The sequence below is a fragment of the Nannocystis sp. genome (assembly GCF_016714285.1).
Lineage (GTDB): Bacteria > Myxococcota_A > Polyangia > Nannocystales > Nannocystaceae > Nannocystis.
Window position 1 is genome coordinate 38,144 of record NZ_JADJNN010000039.1, and the last position, 15,492, is coordinate 53,635.

The 15,492-nt window shown below is 69.6% G+C and carries 11 protein-coding genes; 9 read left to right on the top strand and 2 right to left on the bottom strand.

Translation table 11 applies throughout. The features are described from left to right. Positions 1-88: 88 nt before the first annotated feature. The gene (locus tag IPJ59_RS35730; RefSeq protein WP_293275673.1) at positions 89-1,771 is read right to left on the bottom strand and encodes an NAD(P)H-binding protein; all 1,683 of its coding nucleotides are present in this window, start codon (positions 1,769-1,771) and stop codon (positions 89-91) included. 83 nt (positions 1,772-1,854) lie between these two features. Here IPJ59_RS35730 and IPJ59_RS35735 point away from each other — a divergent pair, with 83 nt between their 5' ends. The 3 genes from IPJ59_RS35735 (at position 1,855) to IPJ59_RS35745 (ending at position 6,111) form a co-directional block, all read left to right on the top strand. Further along, entirely contained in the window at positions 1,855-2,973 is a 1,119-nt protein-coding gene (locus IPJ59_RS35735) for an alpha/beta hydrolase (RefSeq protein ID WP_293275674.1), read from the top strand. 325 nt (positions 2,974-3,298) lie between these two features. Next, positions 3,299-5,215: an acyl-CoA dehydrogenase family protein gene (locus IPJ59_RS35740; RefSeq protein WP_293275675.1), complete on the top strand. Its 1,917-nt coding sequence runs from the start codon at positions 3,299-3,301 to the stop codon at positions 5,213-5,215. A 2-nt stretch (positions 5,216-5,217) separates the two neighbouring features. Continuing rightward, on the top strand, positions 5,218-6,111 hold the full coding sequence (locus IPJ59_RS35745) for a hypothetical protein (protein ID WP_293260259.1): 894 nt from the start codon (positions 5,218-5,220) through the stop codon (positions 6,109-6,111). Positions 6,112-6,238: 127 nt separating this feature from the next. Here the strand turns inward: IPJ59_RS35745 and IPJ59_RS35750 are convergent, their stop codons facing one another. Next, positions 6,239-6,703, bottom strand: coding sequence for a hypothetical protein (locus IPJ59_RS35750; RefSeq protein WP_293275676.1), 465 nt, complete (start codon positions 6,701-6,703; stop codon positions 6,239-6,241). 290 nt (positions 6,704-6,993) lie between these two features. Between IPJ59_RS35750 and IPJ59_RS35755 the strand changes: the two genes are divergently transcribed. Genes IPJ59_RS35755 through IPJ59_RS35780 form a run of 6 tightly spaced genes read left to right on the top strand, consistent with a single transcriptional unit; the run spans position 6,994 to position 15,492 of the window. Beyond that, positions 6,994-8,412, top strand: a complete 1,419-nt coding sequence (locus IPJ59_RS35755) for a sigma-54-dependent transcriptional regulator (protein WP_293260265.1) — start codon at positions 6,994-6,996, stop codon at positions 8,410-8,412. A 19-nt stretch (positions 8,413-8,431) separates the two neighbouring features. Beyond that, complete coding sequence (gspC, locus tag IPJ59_RS35760) at positions 8,432-9,496, top strand: type II secretion system protein GspC (RefSeq protein WP_293260268.1); 1,065 nt, start codon at positions 8,432-8,434, stop codon at positions 9,494-9,496. Next, positions 9,493-11,889 (top strand): type II secretion system secretin GspD, encoded by a 2,397-nt coding sequence (gene gspD, locus IPJ59_RS35765; protein WP_293260271.1) that lies wholly within the window; start codon positions 9,493-9,495, stop codon positions 11,887-11,889. The genes gspC and gspD overlap by 4 nt, the downstream gene beginning before the upstream one ends. 42 nt (positions 11,890-11,931) lie before the next feature. Continuing rightward, positions 11,932-13,764, top strand: a complete 1,833-nt coding sequence (locus IPJ59_RS35770) for a GspE/PulE family protein (RefSeq protein ID WP_293275677.1) — start codon at positions 11,932-11,934, stop codon at positions 13,762-13,764. A 4-nt stretch (positions 13,765-13,768) separates the two neighbouring features. Beyond that, complete coding sequence (gene gspF, locus IPJ59_RS35775; RefSeq protein ID WP_293260277.1) at positions 13,769-15,013, top strand: type II secretion system inner membrane protein GspF; 1,245 nt, start codon at positions 13,769-13,771, stop codon at positions 15,011-15,013. Between the two features lie 29 nt (positions 15,014-15,042). Continuing rightward, positions 15,043-15,492 (top strand): type II secretion system protein GspG, encoded by a 450-nt coding sequence (locus IPJ59_RS35780; protein WP_293260280.1) that lies wholly within the window; start codon positions 15,043-15,045, stop codon positions 15,490-15,492.

Genomic DNA, 15,492 nt, shown 5'->3' on the forward strand with positions numbered 1-15,492 from the left:
CCTGCCCGGGCGGTTTTTTTGCAGCGGCGCCACGAACACCACCGCGACGTCTGTGGTCGTGCCATCGCGCCCACGCATCCGCGGCTTCTTACAGCGGCGCCACGAACACCACCGCCACGTCCCACAGGGCGTGACACACGAGCCCCGGCACCACGCTCCGCCAGCGCACGACCATCCACGCCCACACGAAGCCGCACCCGAACGCCGCCAGCCACAGCAGCGGCGGCCCGACCCGCAGGTGCGCCAGCGTGAACGCCAGCGCCGACGCGGCGCAGCCCCACCACGGCCCCAGCCGCGCCGCCACCGGCAACGCCACCCCCGCCCGCCAGAACAGCTCCTCCCCGAACACCACCAGCAGCAAGATCGGCAGCGCCTGCCACAGCGGCAGCAGCTCGCCCCACAGGTTCAGCGCCGCCAGCTGCCCCGCCGCGCCCGGCACCGCCCGCAGCCCCAGCGCTGCGAGCCACGCCAGCCCGTACAGCAGCGCCGCCGCGGCTGTCCCCACGAGCATGTACGAAAGGCCAGGTCGCAGCAGCGCCCGCCACGGCAATCGCAGCCCGAATAGCGCCGCCGGGATCAACACCAGGTTGGCGAGCAACATGCAGCGCCAGATGTCCGGCGTCACCGCTCGCAGCCCCGCGATCAGCAGCGCCGCCAGCGGCACCAGCCACAGCAAGCGCCCCGCGCTGGCCCCACACCCGCGCAAGAACTCCCGTCCCCGTTCGTCCGCCACCAGCCGCAGCGACACCCCGAGCCACGGCCCCACCCCCTCCGCCAGCGCCGCGACGCGCCCCGGCGTCAACGCCCGCGGCTCCGCCCCGAGCAGCGCCCGCGTCTCCGCCAGCGACCCGACCACCCCCTCCGACAGCAGCCCGAGCTGCGCCCGCGTCAGCGGCGGCGTCGCCAGCACCCGCTCGAGCAGCCGCACCACCGGCGCCAGCGCGGCCGTCGGCAGCGCCACCAGCCACACCCGCAGCCCCAGCGCCTCCGCCACCCGCCGCACCCACGCCCGCATCGGCAGCGCCTCCGGCCCGACCACGTCGAAGCCCTGACCCGCGGTCTCGGGCCGCCGCAGCGCCGCCGCGATCGCCAGCGCGACATCCTCGACGGCCACCGGCTGCAGCAACGCCGTCCCGCCGCCCGGCGCAGGGAACACCGCCGCGTGCCGCAGCATAGCGACTAGCTGAGTCACGAAGTCGTCGCCGACCCCGTGGATGACCCCCGGCCTGACGATCGTCCACGCCAGCCCCGAGCCCATCACCGCCTGCTCGCCGCGCCACTTGCTGTCCAGATACGGCCGCCGATCCGCCCGCGCCCCCGCCACGCTCACGTGCACCAGCCGCCGCACCCCCGCCGCCTCGCAGGCCGCGATCAAGCGCGTCACTCCCTCGACGTGCGCCGCCGCGAAGCCCTGCCCGCGCGCCGTCTTCACCCCCACGAGGTTGACCACCGCGTCGCACCCGCGCAGCGCCGCGACCAGCCGCGCCGGATCGCCGACCAGATCGACCCGCCAGCACTCCACCTGTCCCTGCGGACAGCCCGCGTCCACCTGTCCCTCAGGACAGCCCGCCGCGCCCGCGTCCACCTGTCCCTGCGGACAGCCCGCGGCGCCCGCGTTCACCTGTCCCTTCAGACAGTCGGCATCGCCCGCGTCCACCTGTCCCTGCGGACAGCTCCGCGCCAGCACCCGCACCGCGCACCCGTCTGCGCGCAGGCGTTCGCCGAGGTGTCGCCCGACAAAGCCGCTGCCGCCCGCGATCGCCACCCGCACGCGCCGTCATGCTCGCACCCTGGCCCGTCCCTGCCAAGCCGCTTGGCGGCGCCCGCCCGGCGAGGTATAGCGAAGATCGGCCCGTGCACGCGCTCCCCGTCCCCGCCAAGCCCCCGCTGCCGCTCCGCATGGTCGCGCGCGTACTGGCCGGCGCCGACCACCTCATGCGCGCCGCCCTGCGCCGCATGATGATGGGCCAGGGCCTCGGCCCGGTGCACCCCGACGAGCTCGACGCCCTCTTCGTCGAGCTCGCCCGCTACAACGCCCCCGACATCCTCGCCGACCCCGACCGCCTGCTCGCCCCGCCGCCCGGCACCCCGGCCCTCACCACCCTCGAGCGCCGCGCCATCGCCGGCGGCCGCACCAGCCACTACCGCTTCGCCTCGCCCTACCGCCCCGTCTCGCCGACCTACGCCCGCGAGTACGCCGCCTACGACCGCGTCGGCGACGTCCACGTCCACGCCTGGGAGCACGCCCGCCCGGCCCCCGCCTCGCTCGTCCTGGTCCACGGCTGGGCCGTCGGCGCCCGCCGCCTGCACGAGCTCGAGTTCAGCATCGGCGCCCTCTATCGCGACCTCGGCCTCGACGTGTACTTCTTCGTCCAGCCCTTCCACGGCGAGCGCAAGCCCTCGCAGGCCCGCTTCAGCGGCCAGCTCCACCCCTCCACCGACCTCGTGCGCACCAACGAGGCCTTCATCCAGACCTGCCACGACCTGCGCGCCCTCCTCTCCGCGATCGTCGAGCGCCGCGGCGCCCCGGTCGGCATGATGGGCTCGAGCCTCGGCGGCTACACCTCCGCCCTCATCGCCTCGCTCGACCCCCGCCTCGACTTCGTCGTCCCGATCATGGCCCCCGCGTCGATGGCCCAGCTCATGTGGGACCACGGCGAGGGCGACCCCTTCCGCCGCACCGCCGAGCAGGCCGGCATGACCCGCGAGCGCTTCCACCACGCCTGGGCCCTGCACTCGCCGCTCACCCACCAGCCCAAGGTCCCCTGGGCCCGCCGCCTCATCATCGGCGCCGCCCACGATGTCCTCGTCACCCCCGCCGACGTCGACGTCCTCTGGCACCACTGGCAGCGACCCCGCCGCTTCACCTTCACCGGCGGCCACATCCTGCAGGTCGGCCGCCGCGCCTACATCCGCGAGCTCGCCCGCTTCCTCACCGACCTCCATCTCCTGCCCCCGCGCACGCGCAGCTGACGAGCCAGTCGCCGCAGCGTGCAAGCCCGATCACGGCCCCGACACCGACGTCGCCGTGCCAGCGCCCAGTCGCCGATCATGGCGGCCAGCGCCTCGCACAGCCGTCCGCCTCGTCCGCATCGCCACGACAGCAGGCCAGCGCCGATCACACCTGTCCGCCCCCCGGACAGCGCTCCGCCTCGTCGCACTGGCAAACTGCGCTTGCGCCGCGGATCGCCCCTTTGCTACCCTGGCCGGCAATCCGCGGCTCGGTCGCCCCCAAGCCCGTTGTAGAACCTCGTTTCCAGCGCTCCATGACCGTCCGGCGTGGATCTCAGGTGCAGCCTTGGCCAACTACCTCGCAGACAACGACGACCTCCTCTTCTATCTCGAGCGCGGCATCGACTGGTCGCCGATCACAGCGGTCGTCGAGCAGGACTACCAGTCCCCCGGCGGCTACGCCTCGCGCGACGAGGCCGTCTCGGCCTACACCGACATCCTGCAGATGGTCGGCACCTTCGCCGCCGAGGAGGTCGCCCCGCACGCCGCCGCGATCGACCGCAAGGGCGTCAAAATGCAGGACGGCGAGGCCGTGCTCCCGCCCGAGATGGACGCCATCTTCGCCGAGATCAAGAAGCTCGACCTCCACGCCCTCTCGCTCCCGCGCGAGCTCGGCGGCGTCAACTGCCCGATGATCGTCCACTTCATGGTCACCGAGCTGCTCGCCCGCGGCGACGTCTCGGTCATGGCCCACTACAACTTCCACAGCGGCATCGCCCTCAGCCTGCTCATGTACTCGGTGCAGGAGGGCACGACCCGCTTCGACCGTAGCACCCGCAGCATCGCCGCCACCCGCTTCTCCGCCGAGATCGCGGAGATCCTCCGCGGCGACGCCTTCGGCAGCATGGACATCACCGAACCCGACGCCGGCAGCGACATGGGCGCGCTCAAGTCGAAGGGCGAGCGGGACGAGCACGGCAACTGGTTCGTCAGCGGCCAGAAGATCTTCATCACCTCGGGCCACGGCAAGTACCACATCGTCATCGCCCGCACGGAGCCTGCCACTCCTGGCAAGCTCGGCCTCGACGGCCTCTCCCTGTTCCTGGTCCCCGCCTACGAGGATCTCCCGGACGGCACCCGCAAGCGCCACGCCACCCTCGACCGCGTCGAGGAGAAGCTCGGCCACGAGGGCTCCGCCACCGCCGCGATCACCTTCGACCGCAGCCCCGCCCAGCTCATCGGCGGCCGCGGCGACGGCTTCAAGCTGATGCTCCTGCTCATGAACAACGCCCGCCTCGGCGTCGGCTTCGAGTCGATCGGCCTGTGCGAGGCCGCCTACCGGCTCGCCCGCGACTACGCGGCCGAGCGCCGCAGCATGGGCAAGACCATCGACCGCCACGAGATGATCGCCGACTACCTCGACGAGATGCGCACCGACATCCAGGGCCTGCGCGCCCTCGCCATGCACGGCTCCGTGCACGAGGAGCTGGCCCAGCGCCTCAAGATGCAGGCCATGCTCACCACCGAGGACGGCACGCTCGAGCGCGCTCGCCTGCTCAAGCAGTCGCGCCGCCACAGCCACAAGACCCGCAAGGTCACCCCCCTCCTCAAGTACCTCGCCGCCGAGAAGGCCGTCGAGATGGCCCGCCGCTGCGTCCAGATCCACGGCGGCTGCGGCTACATCACCGAGTACGGCGCCGAGAAGCTCCTGCGCGACGCGATGGTCATGCCGATCTACGAGGGCACCAGCCAGATCCAGTCGCTCATGGCCATGAAGGACGCGATGTCCAACATCATGCGCAACCCGCAGAAGTTCCTCACCCGCATCGCTCAGTCGCGCTGGCGCAGCCTCTCCGCCCTCGACCCGCTCGAGCGCCGCGTCGCCCGCCTCACCGCCGTCTCGCTCTCCGCCCAGCAGCACCTCATCCAGCGCACCGCCACTGACAAGCTGCGCAGCCTCGGCAAGCACAACATCCGCGAGTGGTCGCGCGAGTTCTTCCAGAACTGGGAGCCCAAGCGGGACTTCGCCTACGCCATGCTCCACGCCGAGCGCCTCACCCGGCTGCTCGCCGACGTCGCGATCTGCGAGATCTTGCTCGAGCAGGCCCGCCAGTTCCCCGAGCGCCGCGAGCTGCTCGAGCGCTACCTCGACCGCGCCGAGCCCCGCTGCAACTTCCTCCACGACGAGATCACCACCCGCGGCGACCGCCTGCTCGCCAGCCTCGCCAGTGGGCCCGCCGACGACACGGCCGCCCGCGCCTGAGCATGCCCCGCGCTCCCAGCGAACCCGTCGACCTGTCCGTGAGGACAGGTCGAGACGGCCAGGCCGAGACCCCGCAGCTCGAGTTGACGAGCCCGGTCGCCACCCCGCCTCGCGTCGAGGTGCCGGAGCCTGTCGCCGCGCCTCCGGTCGCCGCGCCGCGCCGCGTCCAGGGCGGCGTCGCCACCACCGAGCTCACGGTGTCGGCCCGGGTCGGCGAGAACGCCGAGCTCTTCGCCCAGATCCTCGCGCTCCACGTCCCGCCCGGGAGCCTCATCGCCGACGTCACCTACGGCCTCGGCGCCTTCTGGAAGAAGGTCCCCGCGAACCGCTACCGCGTCCTCGCCTCCGACATCGCCCTCAAGCCCGCGCTCCCGAGCCCGCCCGGCTTCACCCTCCAGAGCGAGGTCGACTGCCGCGCGCTCCCCTACGCGGCCGCCAGCCTCGACGCCGTCGTCCTCGACCCACCATACATGGAAGGCATGTACCGCCGCGAGGTCGAGCACATGGCCGGCTCCGGCAGCCACGCCGCGTTCCGCCGGGCGTACAGCGCCAGCGCCCCGACCACCGAACCGGGCCCGCGCTGGCACGACGCCGTCGTCGACCTCTACGCCCGCGCCGGTCGCGAGGCGGCCCGCGTCCTCCGCCCCGGCGGCACCCTCATCGTCAAGTGTCAGGACGAGGTTAGCGCCAACACCCAGCGCCTCACCCACGTCGAGCTCATCACCGGCTACGAGTCGCTCGGCTTCTACTGCAAGGACCTCTTCGTCCTGGTCCGCGCCAACAGCCCCGCCGTGTCGCGCCTCAAGACCCAGGTCCACGCGCGCAAGAACCACAGCTACTTCCTCGTGTTCGACAAGCGGCGGGCCCGGCACCCCAGCACCCGCAGCTTCGCCTGAGCCGCGCCGCCCGCGGGTCGTTCGCAGGCATCCCGGCAGCTTCGGCTTGCCCGCCCGCAGCTTCACCTGAGCCGCGCCGCACGAGGGTCGTTCGGAGGCACCGGCTGTGAGCCGCGCTGCGCGAGGATCAGCGCAGCGTCGCGGTCACGACCAGCGCACTGCCGTCCGGCCGCGCCACCTTCCCGAGCTGCGTGGCCACACCGATCGGCAGCACCCGCGTCACCTCGATGCGCATGTCCGTGTTGTTGTACTGTCCGTCGCTCGCCCGCCGCACGTCGATCGCGTAGCGCATCCCGCTTGGCGTCGACTCCGGCTGCACGCGGGCCCAGTAGTAGCTCGCCTCGCGCTCGCTGTGCTGCGCCCGCGTCTTGAGCTCCGACTGCGGTGCGCCGACCCGACCACTGTTGTCGGCCAGCAGCAGCGTCAGCGTCATCGTCCGCCGCGCGCCGTCCCGCGTCAGCTCGCTGATCTCGAGCTCGAGCTGACTGGCCGCCACGACCACCGCTGGCGCGGACGGCTTCGCCGCGTGCACGCCCGGCGCGAACGCGAGGATGGAGGAGAGGAGGAGTGCAGAGAGTCGGATGCTTCGCATGCCGCGCCGCAGAGCAACGCCCATGCCACGCTGCGCACCGCGACCTCGCACGACTTCTCCGCGTGCACCATCGCCGCGACCGCAGGGCCTGGCCGTCCCTCGAGCTCGCGTGTGCCACGGTGTCAACGACCCAGCAGAAACGAGGCGCCCAGACGGCCTCATGTCAAAATGTCACCCGCCCCCCGACGGAGTGACAAGTGCGCGGGACAGGCCGTCCCAAACCCCAACCCGATCTCCAGAATTATTCAAGAATGTCCTGGGAGCGACAATTGCTTCCCGCCGGAGCCGCCATGACCTTGCCGCCCAAGCCCGTGCCCACCGTGCTCATCGTCGACGACGAGCCCAGCATCCTCGACGCCCTGCAGAAGGTGCTGACCAAGGAGAACATGCACGTGCGGATCGCCCAGAGCGGCCAGCAGGCGCTCGAGGTCCTGCGCCTCCACCCGGTCCAGGTGATGATCACCGACCTGCGCATGCCCGGCATGACCGGCGAGGACCTGCTCAAGGCCGCCAAGGCGATCACCCCCGAGGTCGAGGTCCTGGTGATGACGGCCTACGGCACCGTCGAGAACGCCGTCGCTGCCATGAAGCTCGGCGCCTATGACTTCATCAGCAAGCCGCTCAAGCGCGCCGCCATCGTCGCCGCCGTGCAGAAGGCGCTCGACAAGCACGCGCTGGTCGCCGAAAACCGCGAGCTGCGGGCCCAGCTCGCCGCCGCCACCCACAAGCCGATCGTCGGCAACAGCCAGGTCATGCGCGCCGCCCTCGAGATGGCGAAGCAGGCCGCCAGCTCCTCCGCGACCGTGCTCCTGCTCGGCGAGAGCGGCACCGGCAAGGAGCTGTTCGCCCGCTACATCCACCAGCACAGCGGCCGCGCCTCACGCCCGCTCGTGCCCACCAACTGCGCCGCCCTGCCCGAGTCGATCCTCGAGAGCGAGCTCTTCGGCCACGAGAAGGGCGCCTTCACCGGCGCCACGCGCACGCGCGAGGGTCGCTTCGTCGAGGCCAACACCGGCACCCTCTTCCTCGACGAGATCGGCGAGATCCCGCTGCACATCCAGGTCAAGCTGCTGCGCGCCGTCCAGGAAGGGGAGATCGAGCCGGTCGGCGGCCGCATGACCAAGGTCGACTTCCGCCTCATCTGCGCCACCAACCGCGACCTCAGCGACGAGGTCAAGGCCGGCCGCTTCCGCGAAGATCTGTTCTACCGCATCAACGTCATCCCGATCCGCGTCCCGCCCCTGCGCGACCGCCTCGAGGACGTCCCGCTGCTCGCCGACCACTTCCTCCGCATCTACGCGGTCAAGCACGGCAAGCGCGTGTCGGGCTTCACCGAGGCCGCCCTCCACCGCATGGGCAACTACGGCTGGCCCGGCAACGTCCGTGAGTTCGAGAACGCCGTCGAGCGCGCCGTCGTCCTCTGCCGCGGCGAGCTGGTCGACGAGCTCGACCTCCCCCCCGAGCTGCGCGACCCCCAGGCCGGGCATGGGCGTCAGATCACATTCTCCGTCGGCACGCCCCTCGAAGAAGTCGAGCGTCGGATGATCTCCGAGACGCTAAAGTTCACCCGCGGCGACAAGCGCTTGGCCGCCGACCTCCTCGGCATCGCCACTCGCACCATCTACCGCAAGCTCGAGTCCGGCAGCGCCCCGCCCGAAGCATCGGCGGTGCCCCAGGCCCCGGCGGTCGACGACGAGATCCTGCACTGACGAACGCACCCGAGCGACGATGGAAGCCCTCTTCAAACAATACTTCTGGATCGTCAAGGGGCTGGGTCTCGGCATCACCGCGGCCCTCGCCGCCTCCGTCATCACCACCTACGTCGGCACCTCGTACATCTACGAGGACCAGGCCGCCGACGCCGAGGCCACCGGCGACACCGGCGACAGCGAGGGCGACGACGAGGACGACGAGGACAAGCCGCTCGTCAGCAATTTCGGCGGCGCCGGCAGCCAGTCCACGACCCGCAGCTCCGGCGGTGGCGACCGCAGCAAGCTCATCAGCACCGTGCTCTCGCGCAACCTGTTCTGCCCGACCTGCGCCAAGGTCGAGGCCCCCCCCGACACCTCCGCCGGTCCCACCATCGACCCGATCACCGGCCAGCCCGAGAACATCAGCGGCGGGCCGCAGCCCGGCGAGGTCCCGAGCACGCTGCCGCTGCGCCTGGTTGCGACCATGGAGGCCAGCGACCGCCAGTTCTCGTGGGCCACGCTGCGCGACGAGGAGACGGGCGGCGCGGGCCCCTACTGGCCTGGCGACCGGATCTACGCCGGCGCCGTCCTCGTCTCCGTCGAACGTCGCCTCGTGCACGTGCGCAACGGCAGCCAGCTGCAATACATCGAGCTCGGCGTGGAGCCGCCCAAGGGCGCCGCCAAGCCGGTCGCCGAGAAGGTCAAGAAGAAGGACGAGGACGACGCGCCCAAGTCGGGCAGCGCCATCGATGGCGCCGAGAACGCGATCAAGTGTGACAGCGAGAACTCCTGCACCATCGATCGCACCTGGCTCGAGGGCGTGCTGTCCAACCCGCTGGCGCTCACGAAGCAGGCCCGCATGATGCCCTCGGTCAAGGACGGCGAGACCCGCGGCTTCAAGTTCTACGGCATCCGTCCTGGCAGCCTCCCCAAGCTCCTCAACATCAAGAACGGCGACCTGATCACCTCGGTCAATGGCACCGACCTCAAGTCGGTCGACGGCGCCATGTCCCTGTACACCAAGCTGCGTCGGGCCTCGAACCTGCAGATCACGATCGAGCGCAAGGGCGAGACGATCAACAAGGAAATCACCATCCAATGACCACGCGTCTGCCCCTCCGCACCCGCGGCCTCGCTGCCCTGCCCGCATTGTCCATGCTCCTGCTCGGCGCTCCGATTCCAGCCTACGCCCGCGTGCAGGCGCCCGATGGATCGTCGACCGTGCCGTCCACCGTCGGCACCGCCATGCGAGGCAGCACGCCCGGCGGCGGCGAGCTCGTCGGCGACGAGAACGCCGGCGGCGTCGGCAGTGGCCCGCTGCCGCACAACACCTGCCGCAAGGCGCCCCGCGGGACCCGCTTCACCGTCACCCTACCCAAGGAGACGGAGCTCGAGGATCTCATCAACTGGATGATGACGATCACCTGTCAGAAGTTCATCTGGGACCGCAAGGTGCGCAGCGGCAAGGTCACGATCATGTCGCCCGAGCCAGTCACCGTGGACGAGGCCTACGCGGCCTTCTACGCCGCCCTGGAGACCATGGGCCTCACCGTTGAGCCCTCCGGCAAGTACTTCAAGATCGTCGAGACCACCGACGCCAAGAACCGCACCCTCCCGCTCTACGGCGAGGACGCCAACGCCCCCAACAGCGATCGCTTCGTCACCCAGCTGATCCGCATCAAGCACGGCGCCACCAAGGATATCAGCGACGTACTCAACCAGCTCAAGAGCAAGCAGGGCAGCGTCGACGTCATCGGCAACCTCATCATCCTCACCGACAAGGGATCGAGCATTCGCCGCCTCGAGCAGATCGTCGTCGAGCTCGACACCCCGACCGCCAGCGAGAAGATCTTCTTCTACCAGCTGCAGTTCGCCAAGGCCGAGGAGGTCGCGCAGATCATCCGCGACATCTTCGGCGAGGGCAGCAAGGGCGAGGCGGCCCCGGCCAAGGGCAAGGGCAGCCGCGGGGGCTCGCCGACCAGCTCCGCGATCAACCGCGTCATCGTCGACGAGCGCTCCGGCACTCTCATTGTCATCACCAATGAGGCCGATTACGTCATCATCCGCAAGCTGATCGAGCGCCTCGACGTCAAGCTGCCGGGCGGTGGCGGTCGCATCCACGTCCGCAAGCTCAGGAACGCCGACGCCCAGGAGGTCGCCACTGTGCTGTCTGCGCTGGCCACCGGCGCCAAGCAGGCCGCCCAGGCCGGTGGCGACAAGAACAAGGCCGCCGCCGGCCCGGTCTCGGCCGATCTGTTCTCTGGGGACGTCAAGATCACGCCCGATCAGGCCACTCGCTCCCTCGTCATCATCGCCTCGGCCTCCGACTACAAGAATCTCGAGCCCGTGATCGACAAGCTCGACATGGAGCGGCGCCAGCTCTACATCGAGATCTATATGCTGGAGATCAGCATCAAGCACAGCACCGACGTCGGCGCCGGCGCCCACTTCGGCGCGGGTTTCGACGTCAGCGGCCAGACGGCGGTCGCGCTCGTCGGCAGCGCCCCGACCTCGGCCCTCAACTCGCTGATCCTCTCGCCCGAGGCCTTCAAGGGCCTCGCCGGCGGCCTGGTCGGTCCGCTCATTCCGGGCACTGGCCAGCTGCTCGGCACCGGCCGCGACATCCCCGGCTTCGGCGCCGTCATCCAGGCGCTCCAGAGCAGCTCCGATGTGAACGTTGTGTCCGAGCCGCACATGTACGCGGCCGACAATCAGGAGGCCACCATTGAGGTCGGTCGCAACGTCCCCACCCAGGGCGCCCTGTCCTTCGGCGGTGCCGGCGGTGGCAGCGGCCTGGTCCCGCTGCAGTCGATCGAGCGCCAGGACGTCACCCTGCGCATCAAGGTCAAGCCCTACATCAACGACGAACGCAACGTGACGATGGACGTCGAGGTCGAGGACCGCGACATCGCCGACACCAGCCCGACCCTCGGCGTCACGACCACGAAGCGTCGCTTCAAGCTCGACAAGATCGTCGGCCGTGACGGCCAGCCCTTCGTGCTCGGCGGCCTCATCCGTGACCGCGAGAGTGAGACCGTCAACCAGGTCCCCGGGCTCGGCTCGATCCCCCTGCTCGGCTGGCTGTTCAAGAGCCGGCAGAAGGCCAAGGAGAAGGTCAACCTGCTGCTCGTCATGGTCCCGCACATCATCGACTCGCCCGACGACGTGCGACGGATCCATGAGCGTCGCGACAAGGAGCGCCTCGAGTTCATCGAGCGCGAGACCAACTTCAAGCGCCGCGAGCTGCCGAGCAACGTCAACTACCGCAAGAAGGCCGGCCTGCTCGCCTCGATCGACAAGGAGGCCCGCCGCATGGAACAGGAGGAGATTCAGCTGCGTCGCGCCGAGGAGGAGATGCGCCGCGAGATCATCACGGGCGTGCTGGGTATGAGTCCGCGCCTCGGCGGCGGCGACGACAGCGATGACGGCGGTGGCGGTTCGCAGCCGGCCGTGACCACACCCACGCCGCCGCCGGCGGTCCGACGCGAGCCCTGAGGTCATGCTGAGAGGTCGTCAAACTCTGAGATGGGCCAGCCGATGAACACACAGCAGCAAGTCTCCGCAGCCCCGAGCTTCGCCGCCGTCGGCGTGCGCCCGCAGGCGCGCCCGCTCGGCGAGCTGTTGATCGCGATGCGGGCGCTGAACGCCGAGGCGCTGGCCGAGGGCCTCGCGGCCCAGCACCTCGAGGGCGAGCGCATCGGCGAGACCCTGGTCCGCCTCAAGCACTGCAGCGAGTGGGACGTGTGCCGCGCGCTCGCCCAGCAGTTCGGCCTGCCTGCGCGCGAGAGCATCGAGCTCTCCGAGATCGAGGACGAGTTGGTGGAGCGCCTGCCGATTCAGTACGCCCGCGGCAGCACCGTGCTGCCCTGGCAGCTGGACCGCCAGTTCGGCGTCATCCGGGCGCTCGCGGCCGATCCGCTGAAGATCCTCGACCTCGACGACCTCTGCGGCGTCTACGAGGCGCTCGACCTCGAGATCACGCTGATGCCGAAGTCGACCGTGCTCGACCTCATCAACCGCGTGTACGCCCGCCGCACCAAGGACGTCGACCTCGAGAAGAAAGACGAGGAGTACGCCGAGGAGGACGAGGACATCCTGCACGCCTCCGCCGAGGACGCGCCGATCATCCGCTTCGTCAACAGCCTGATCTTCAACGCGGCCAAGGAGAAGGCGAGCGACATCCACATCGAGCCCGGCGACAAGGAGATCATCGTCCGTAACCGCGTCGACGGCCAGCTGCACGAGGTCAAGAAGGCGCCCAAGGCCCACCTCCCCAGCATCATCGCCCGCGTCAAGATCATGGCCGGCCTCAACATCGCCGAGAAGCGCCTGCCACAGGACGGCCGTATTCGCCGCAAGATCGCCGGCAAGGAGGTCGACATGCGCGTCGCCACCGTGCCCACGGCGCACGGCGAGCGCGTCACGATCCGCCTCCTCGACAAGTCGGCGGTCATGCTGAACCTCGATAGCATCGGCATCGCCCCCGACCACCTGCGGCTCATCCGCAGCGTTATTCATCGTCCGCACGGCATCTTCCTCGTCACCGGCCCCACCGGTTCGGGCAAGACCACCACGCTCTATTCAGCGTTGTCCGAGATCAACACGCCAGACCTCAACATCCTGACTGTCGAGGATCCGGTCGAGTACCAGCTCGCCGGCATCTCGCAGGTCCAGGTGCAGAGCAAGATCAACCTGACCTTCGCCGCCGGCCTGCGCTCCTTCCTCCGCCACGACCCTGATGTCATCATGGTCGGCGAGATCCGCGATGTGGAGACAGCGGAGATTGCGATTCAGGCCTCGCTGACCGGCCACCTCGTGCTCTCCACCATCCACACCAACGATTCGGCCACCGGCATCACACGCCTCGTCGATATGGGCGTGCAGCCGTTCCTGGTCGCCTCCTCGTTGGTCGCATTGCAGGCGCAGCGCCTGGTGCGGCGCGTCTGCGTGCACTGCTGCGAGGCCTATCGCCCCACCGCGGCCGAGCTCGAGGATGTCGGCATCGACGCCGACCGCTTCTTCCTCGGCCAGGAGGCGCTGAAGGTGCCGGTGCGCGAGGAGGACGGCACGGTCATCCCGCTCGTGGCGCCGGCGGGCCGCACCCTGCCCCCGCGGGGCCACGTCTATCGCACCGTCGGCTGCGAGAAGTGTCACGGCACTGGCTACGCCGGCCGCACCGGGCTCTACGAGGTCCTGATGATCACCGAGGATATCCGCCGACTCGCCATCCGCAACGCCGATTCCGGTCAGATCAAGGCGGCGGCGCTGGCCCAGGGCATGCGCACGCTGCGTGATGACGGCGCCCACAAGGTGCTGTGCGGCGTCACCACCCTCGAGGAAGTCATCGCCGTGACGGCAGAGGAGAGCTAGGCCGATGCCAGCGTACGCGTACACGGGCCTCAGCAAGTCGGGAAAGACCGTCAAGGGCATCGAGAACGCCGACAACGTCGCCGCGCTCAAGGGCAACCTCAAGCGCATCGGCATCTTCCTGACGGCCGTCAGCGAGACCAACGTGAACACGCCCGCGGCCGCCGGGGCGGGCATGAACCGCGAGGTCGACCTCACCGCGATCTTCGACCGCATCAGCCAGAAGCTGGTCGCCCGCAACACCCGCCTGCTGGCGACTCTGTTGTGCGCCGGTGTCACCCTGCCGGAGGCGCTACAGGCCCTCACCGAGCAGGTCGAGAGCCGCCGCTTCAAGGGCGTGCTGAGCGACGTCGCCAACCGCGTCAACGAGGGTAGCTCGCTGGCCGACGCGGTCGCACGCTACCCGGAGGTCTTCCTCCCGCTCTTTGTCAACATGGTCCGCGCCGGCGAGGCCTCGGGCTCGCTGGAGACGGTGCTGCTGCGCATCGCCGACTTCATGGATCAGCAGGAGGAGCTCAAGGGCAAGGTCACCTCGGCGATGATCTATCCCATCATCATGACCGTGCTGTCGGGCGGCATCGTCATGATGCTCATGATCAACGTGGTCCCGCAGATCACGGACATGTTCGACGGCATGAACGCCGAGCTGCCGTGGAACACCAAGTTCCTGATCTGGATCAGCAACCTCCTGGCTGACTATTGGTTCCTGTTCCTGGCGGCTGGGTCGGGCCTGGTGTGGCTGTTTCGTCGCTGGCGCGCCACCGAGATCGGGCGTGCCACCTTCGACACCGTCATCCTCAAGATCCCGATCGTCGGCGACCTCGCGCGCAAGCTTGCGATCGCCCGCTTCGCCCGCACTCTGGCCACGATGCTCGCCAGCGGCGTACAGCTGCTCCAGGCCCTCGACATCGTCCGCTCCCTGCTCGGCAACTACGTGCTCGAGAAGGTGGTCGGCACGGCGCGTGACAACATCCGCGAGGGCGAGGGCATCGCCCCGGCGCTCAAGCGCAGCGGCGAGTTCCCAACCCTCGTGACCCACATGATCGCCGTCGGCGAGCGCTCGGGTCAGCTCGAGCAGATGCTCGTCGACGTCGCCAACGCCTACGACCGCGAGGTCAACACCGCGCTCACGCGCATGACAGCGATGCTCGAGCCCCTGATGATCGTCGCCATGGGCGGCAGCGTCGGCTTCATCGTATTCTCCATTATGCAGCCGATCATGATGCTCAACGAGATGGCTGGGCAGCAGTAGGACGCCCTCGCAGCAAGCAGGAACAGACCATGACCACCCTCACCCGCACTCAACTCCTCCAGGCGCTCGCGCGCCGCCGCCGCAGCCGCGGCATGACCCTCATCGAGATCCTCGTCGTGCTGGCGATCATCGGGCTCATCGTCGGCGGTGTCAGCGTCGTCGCCTTCAACGCCTTCAAGGGCGCCAAGGTCGACACCGCTGCGAACGACGTGATCGGCGTGCAGAAGGCTTCCGAGCAGTACCTGCTGCAGAAGAACGACAAGTGCCCGAAGAGCATGCAGGACCTCAAGGCCGCCGGTGTGGTCGCACGCGTCCAGAAGGACCCGTGGGGCGAAGAGTTCATCATCACCTGCCCGGGCGAGCACGGGCCGGTCGACGTCAGCTCCAACGGCCCTGACAAGAAGCCTGGCGGTGGCGACGACATCGTCAGCTGGGAGTCGGCCAAGGACAAGGAAGACAAGAAGAAGGACGGCAAGTGA

What these genes read in the sequence shown, in the direction of transcription:
- IPJ59_RS35745 (WP_293260259.1), top strand. Translation starts at nt 5,218, where the DNA reads ATGCCCCGCGCTCCCAGCGAACCCGTCGACCTGTCCGTGAGGACAGGT.
- IPJ59_RS35755 (WP_293260265.1), top strand. Translation starts at nt 6,994, where the DNA reads ATGACCTTGCCGCCCAAGCCCGTGCCCACCGTGCTCATCGTCGACGAC.
- IPJ59_RS35780 (WP_293260280.1), top strand. Translation starts at nt 15,043, where the DNA reads ATGACCACCCTCACCCGCACTCAACTCCTCCAGGCGCTCGCGCGCCGC.
- IPJ59_RS35770 (WP_293275677.1), top strand. Translation starts at nt 11,932, where the DNA reads ATGAACACACAGCAGCAAGTCTCCGCAGCCCCGAGCTTCGCCGCCGTC.
- gspF (WP_293260277.1), top strand. Translation starts at nt 13,769, where the DNA reads ATGCCAGCGTACGCGTACACGGGCCTCAGCAAGTCGGGAAAGACCGTC.
- gspD (WP_293260271.1), top strand. Translation starts at nt 9,493, where the DNA reads ATGACCACGCGTCTGCCCCTCCGCACCCGCGGCCTCGCTGCCCTGCCC.
- gspC (WP_293260268.1), top strand. Translation starts at nt 8,432, where the DNA reads ATGGAAGCCCTCTTCAAACAATACTTCTGGATCGTCAAGGGGCTGGGT.
- IPJ59_RS35750 (WP_293275676.1), bottom strand. Translation starts at nt 6,703, where the DNA reads ATGCGAAGCATCCGACTCTCTGCACTCCTCCTCTCCTCCATCCTCGCG.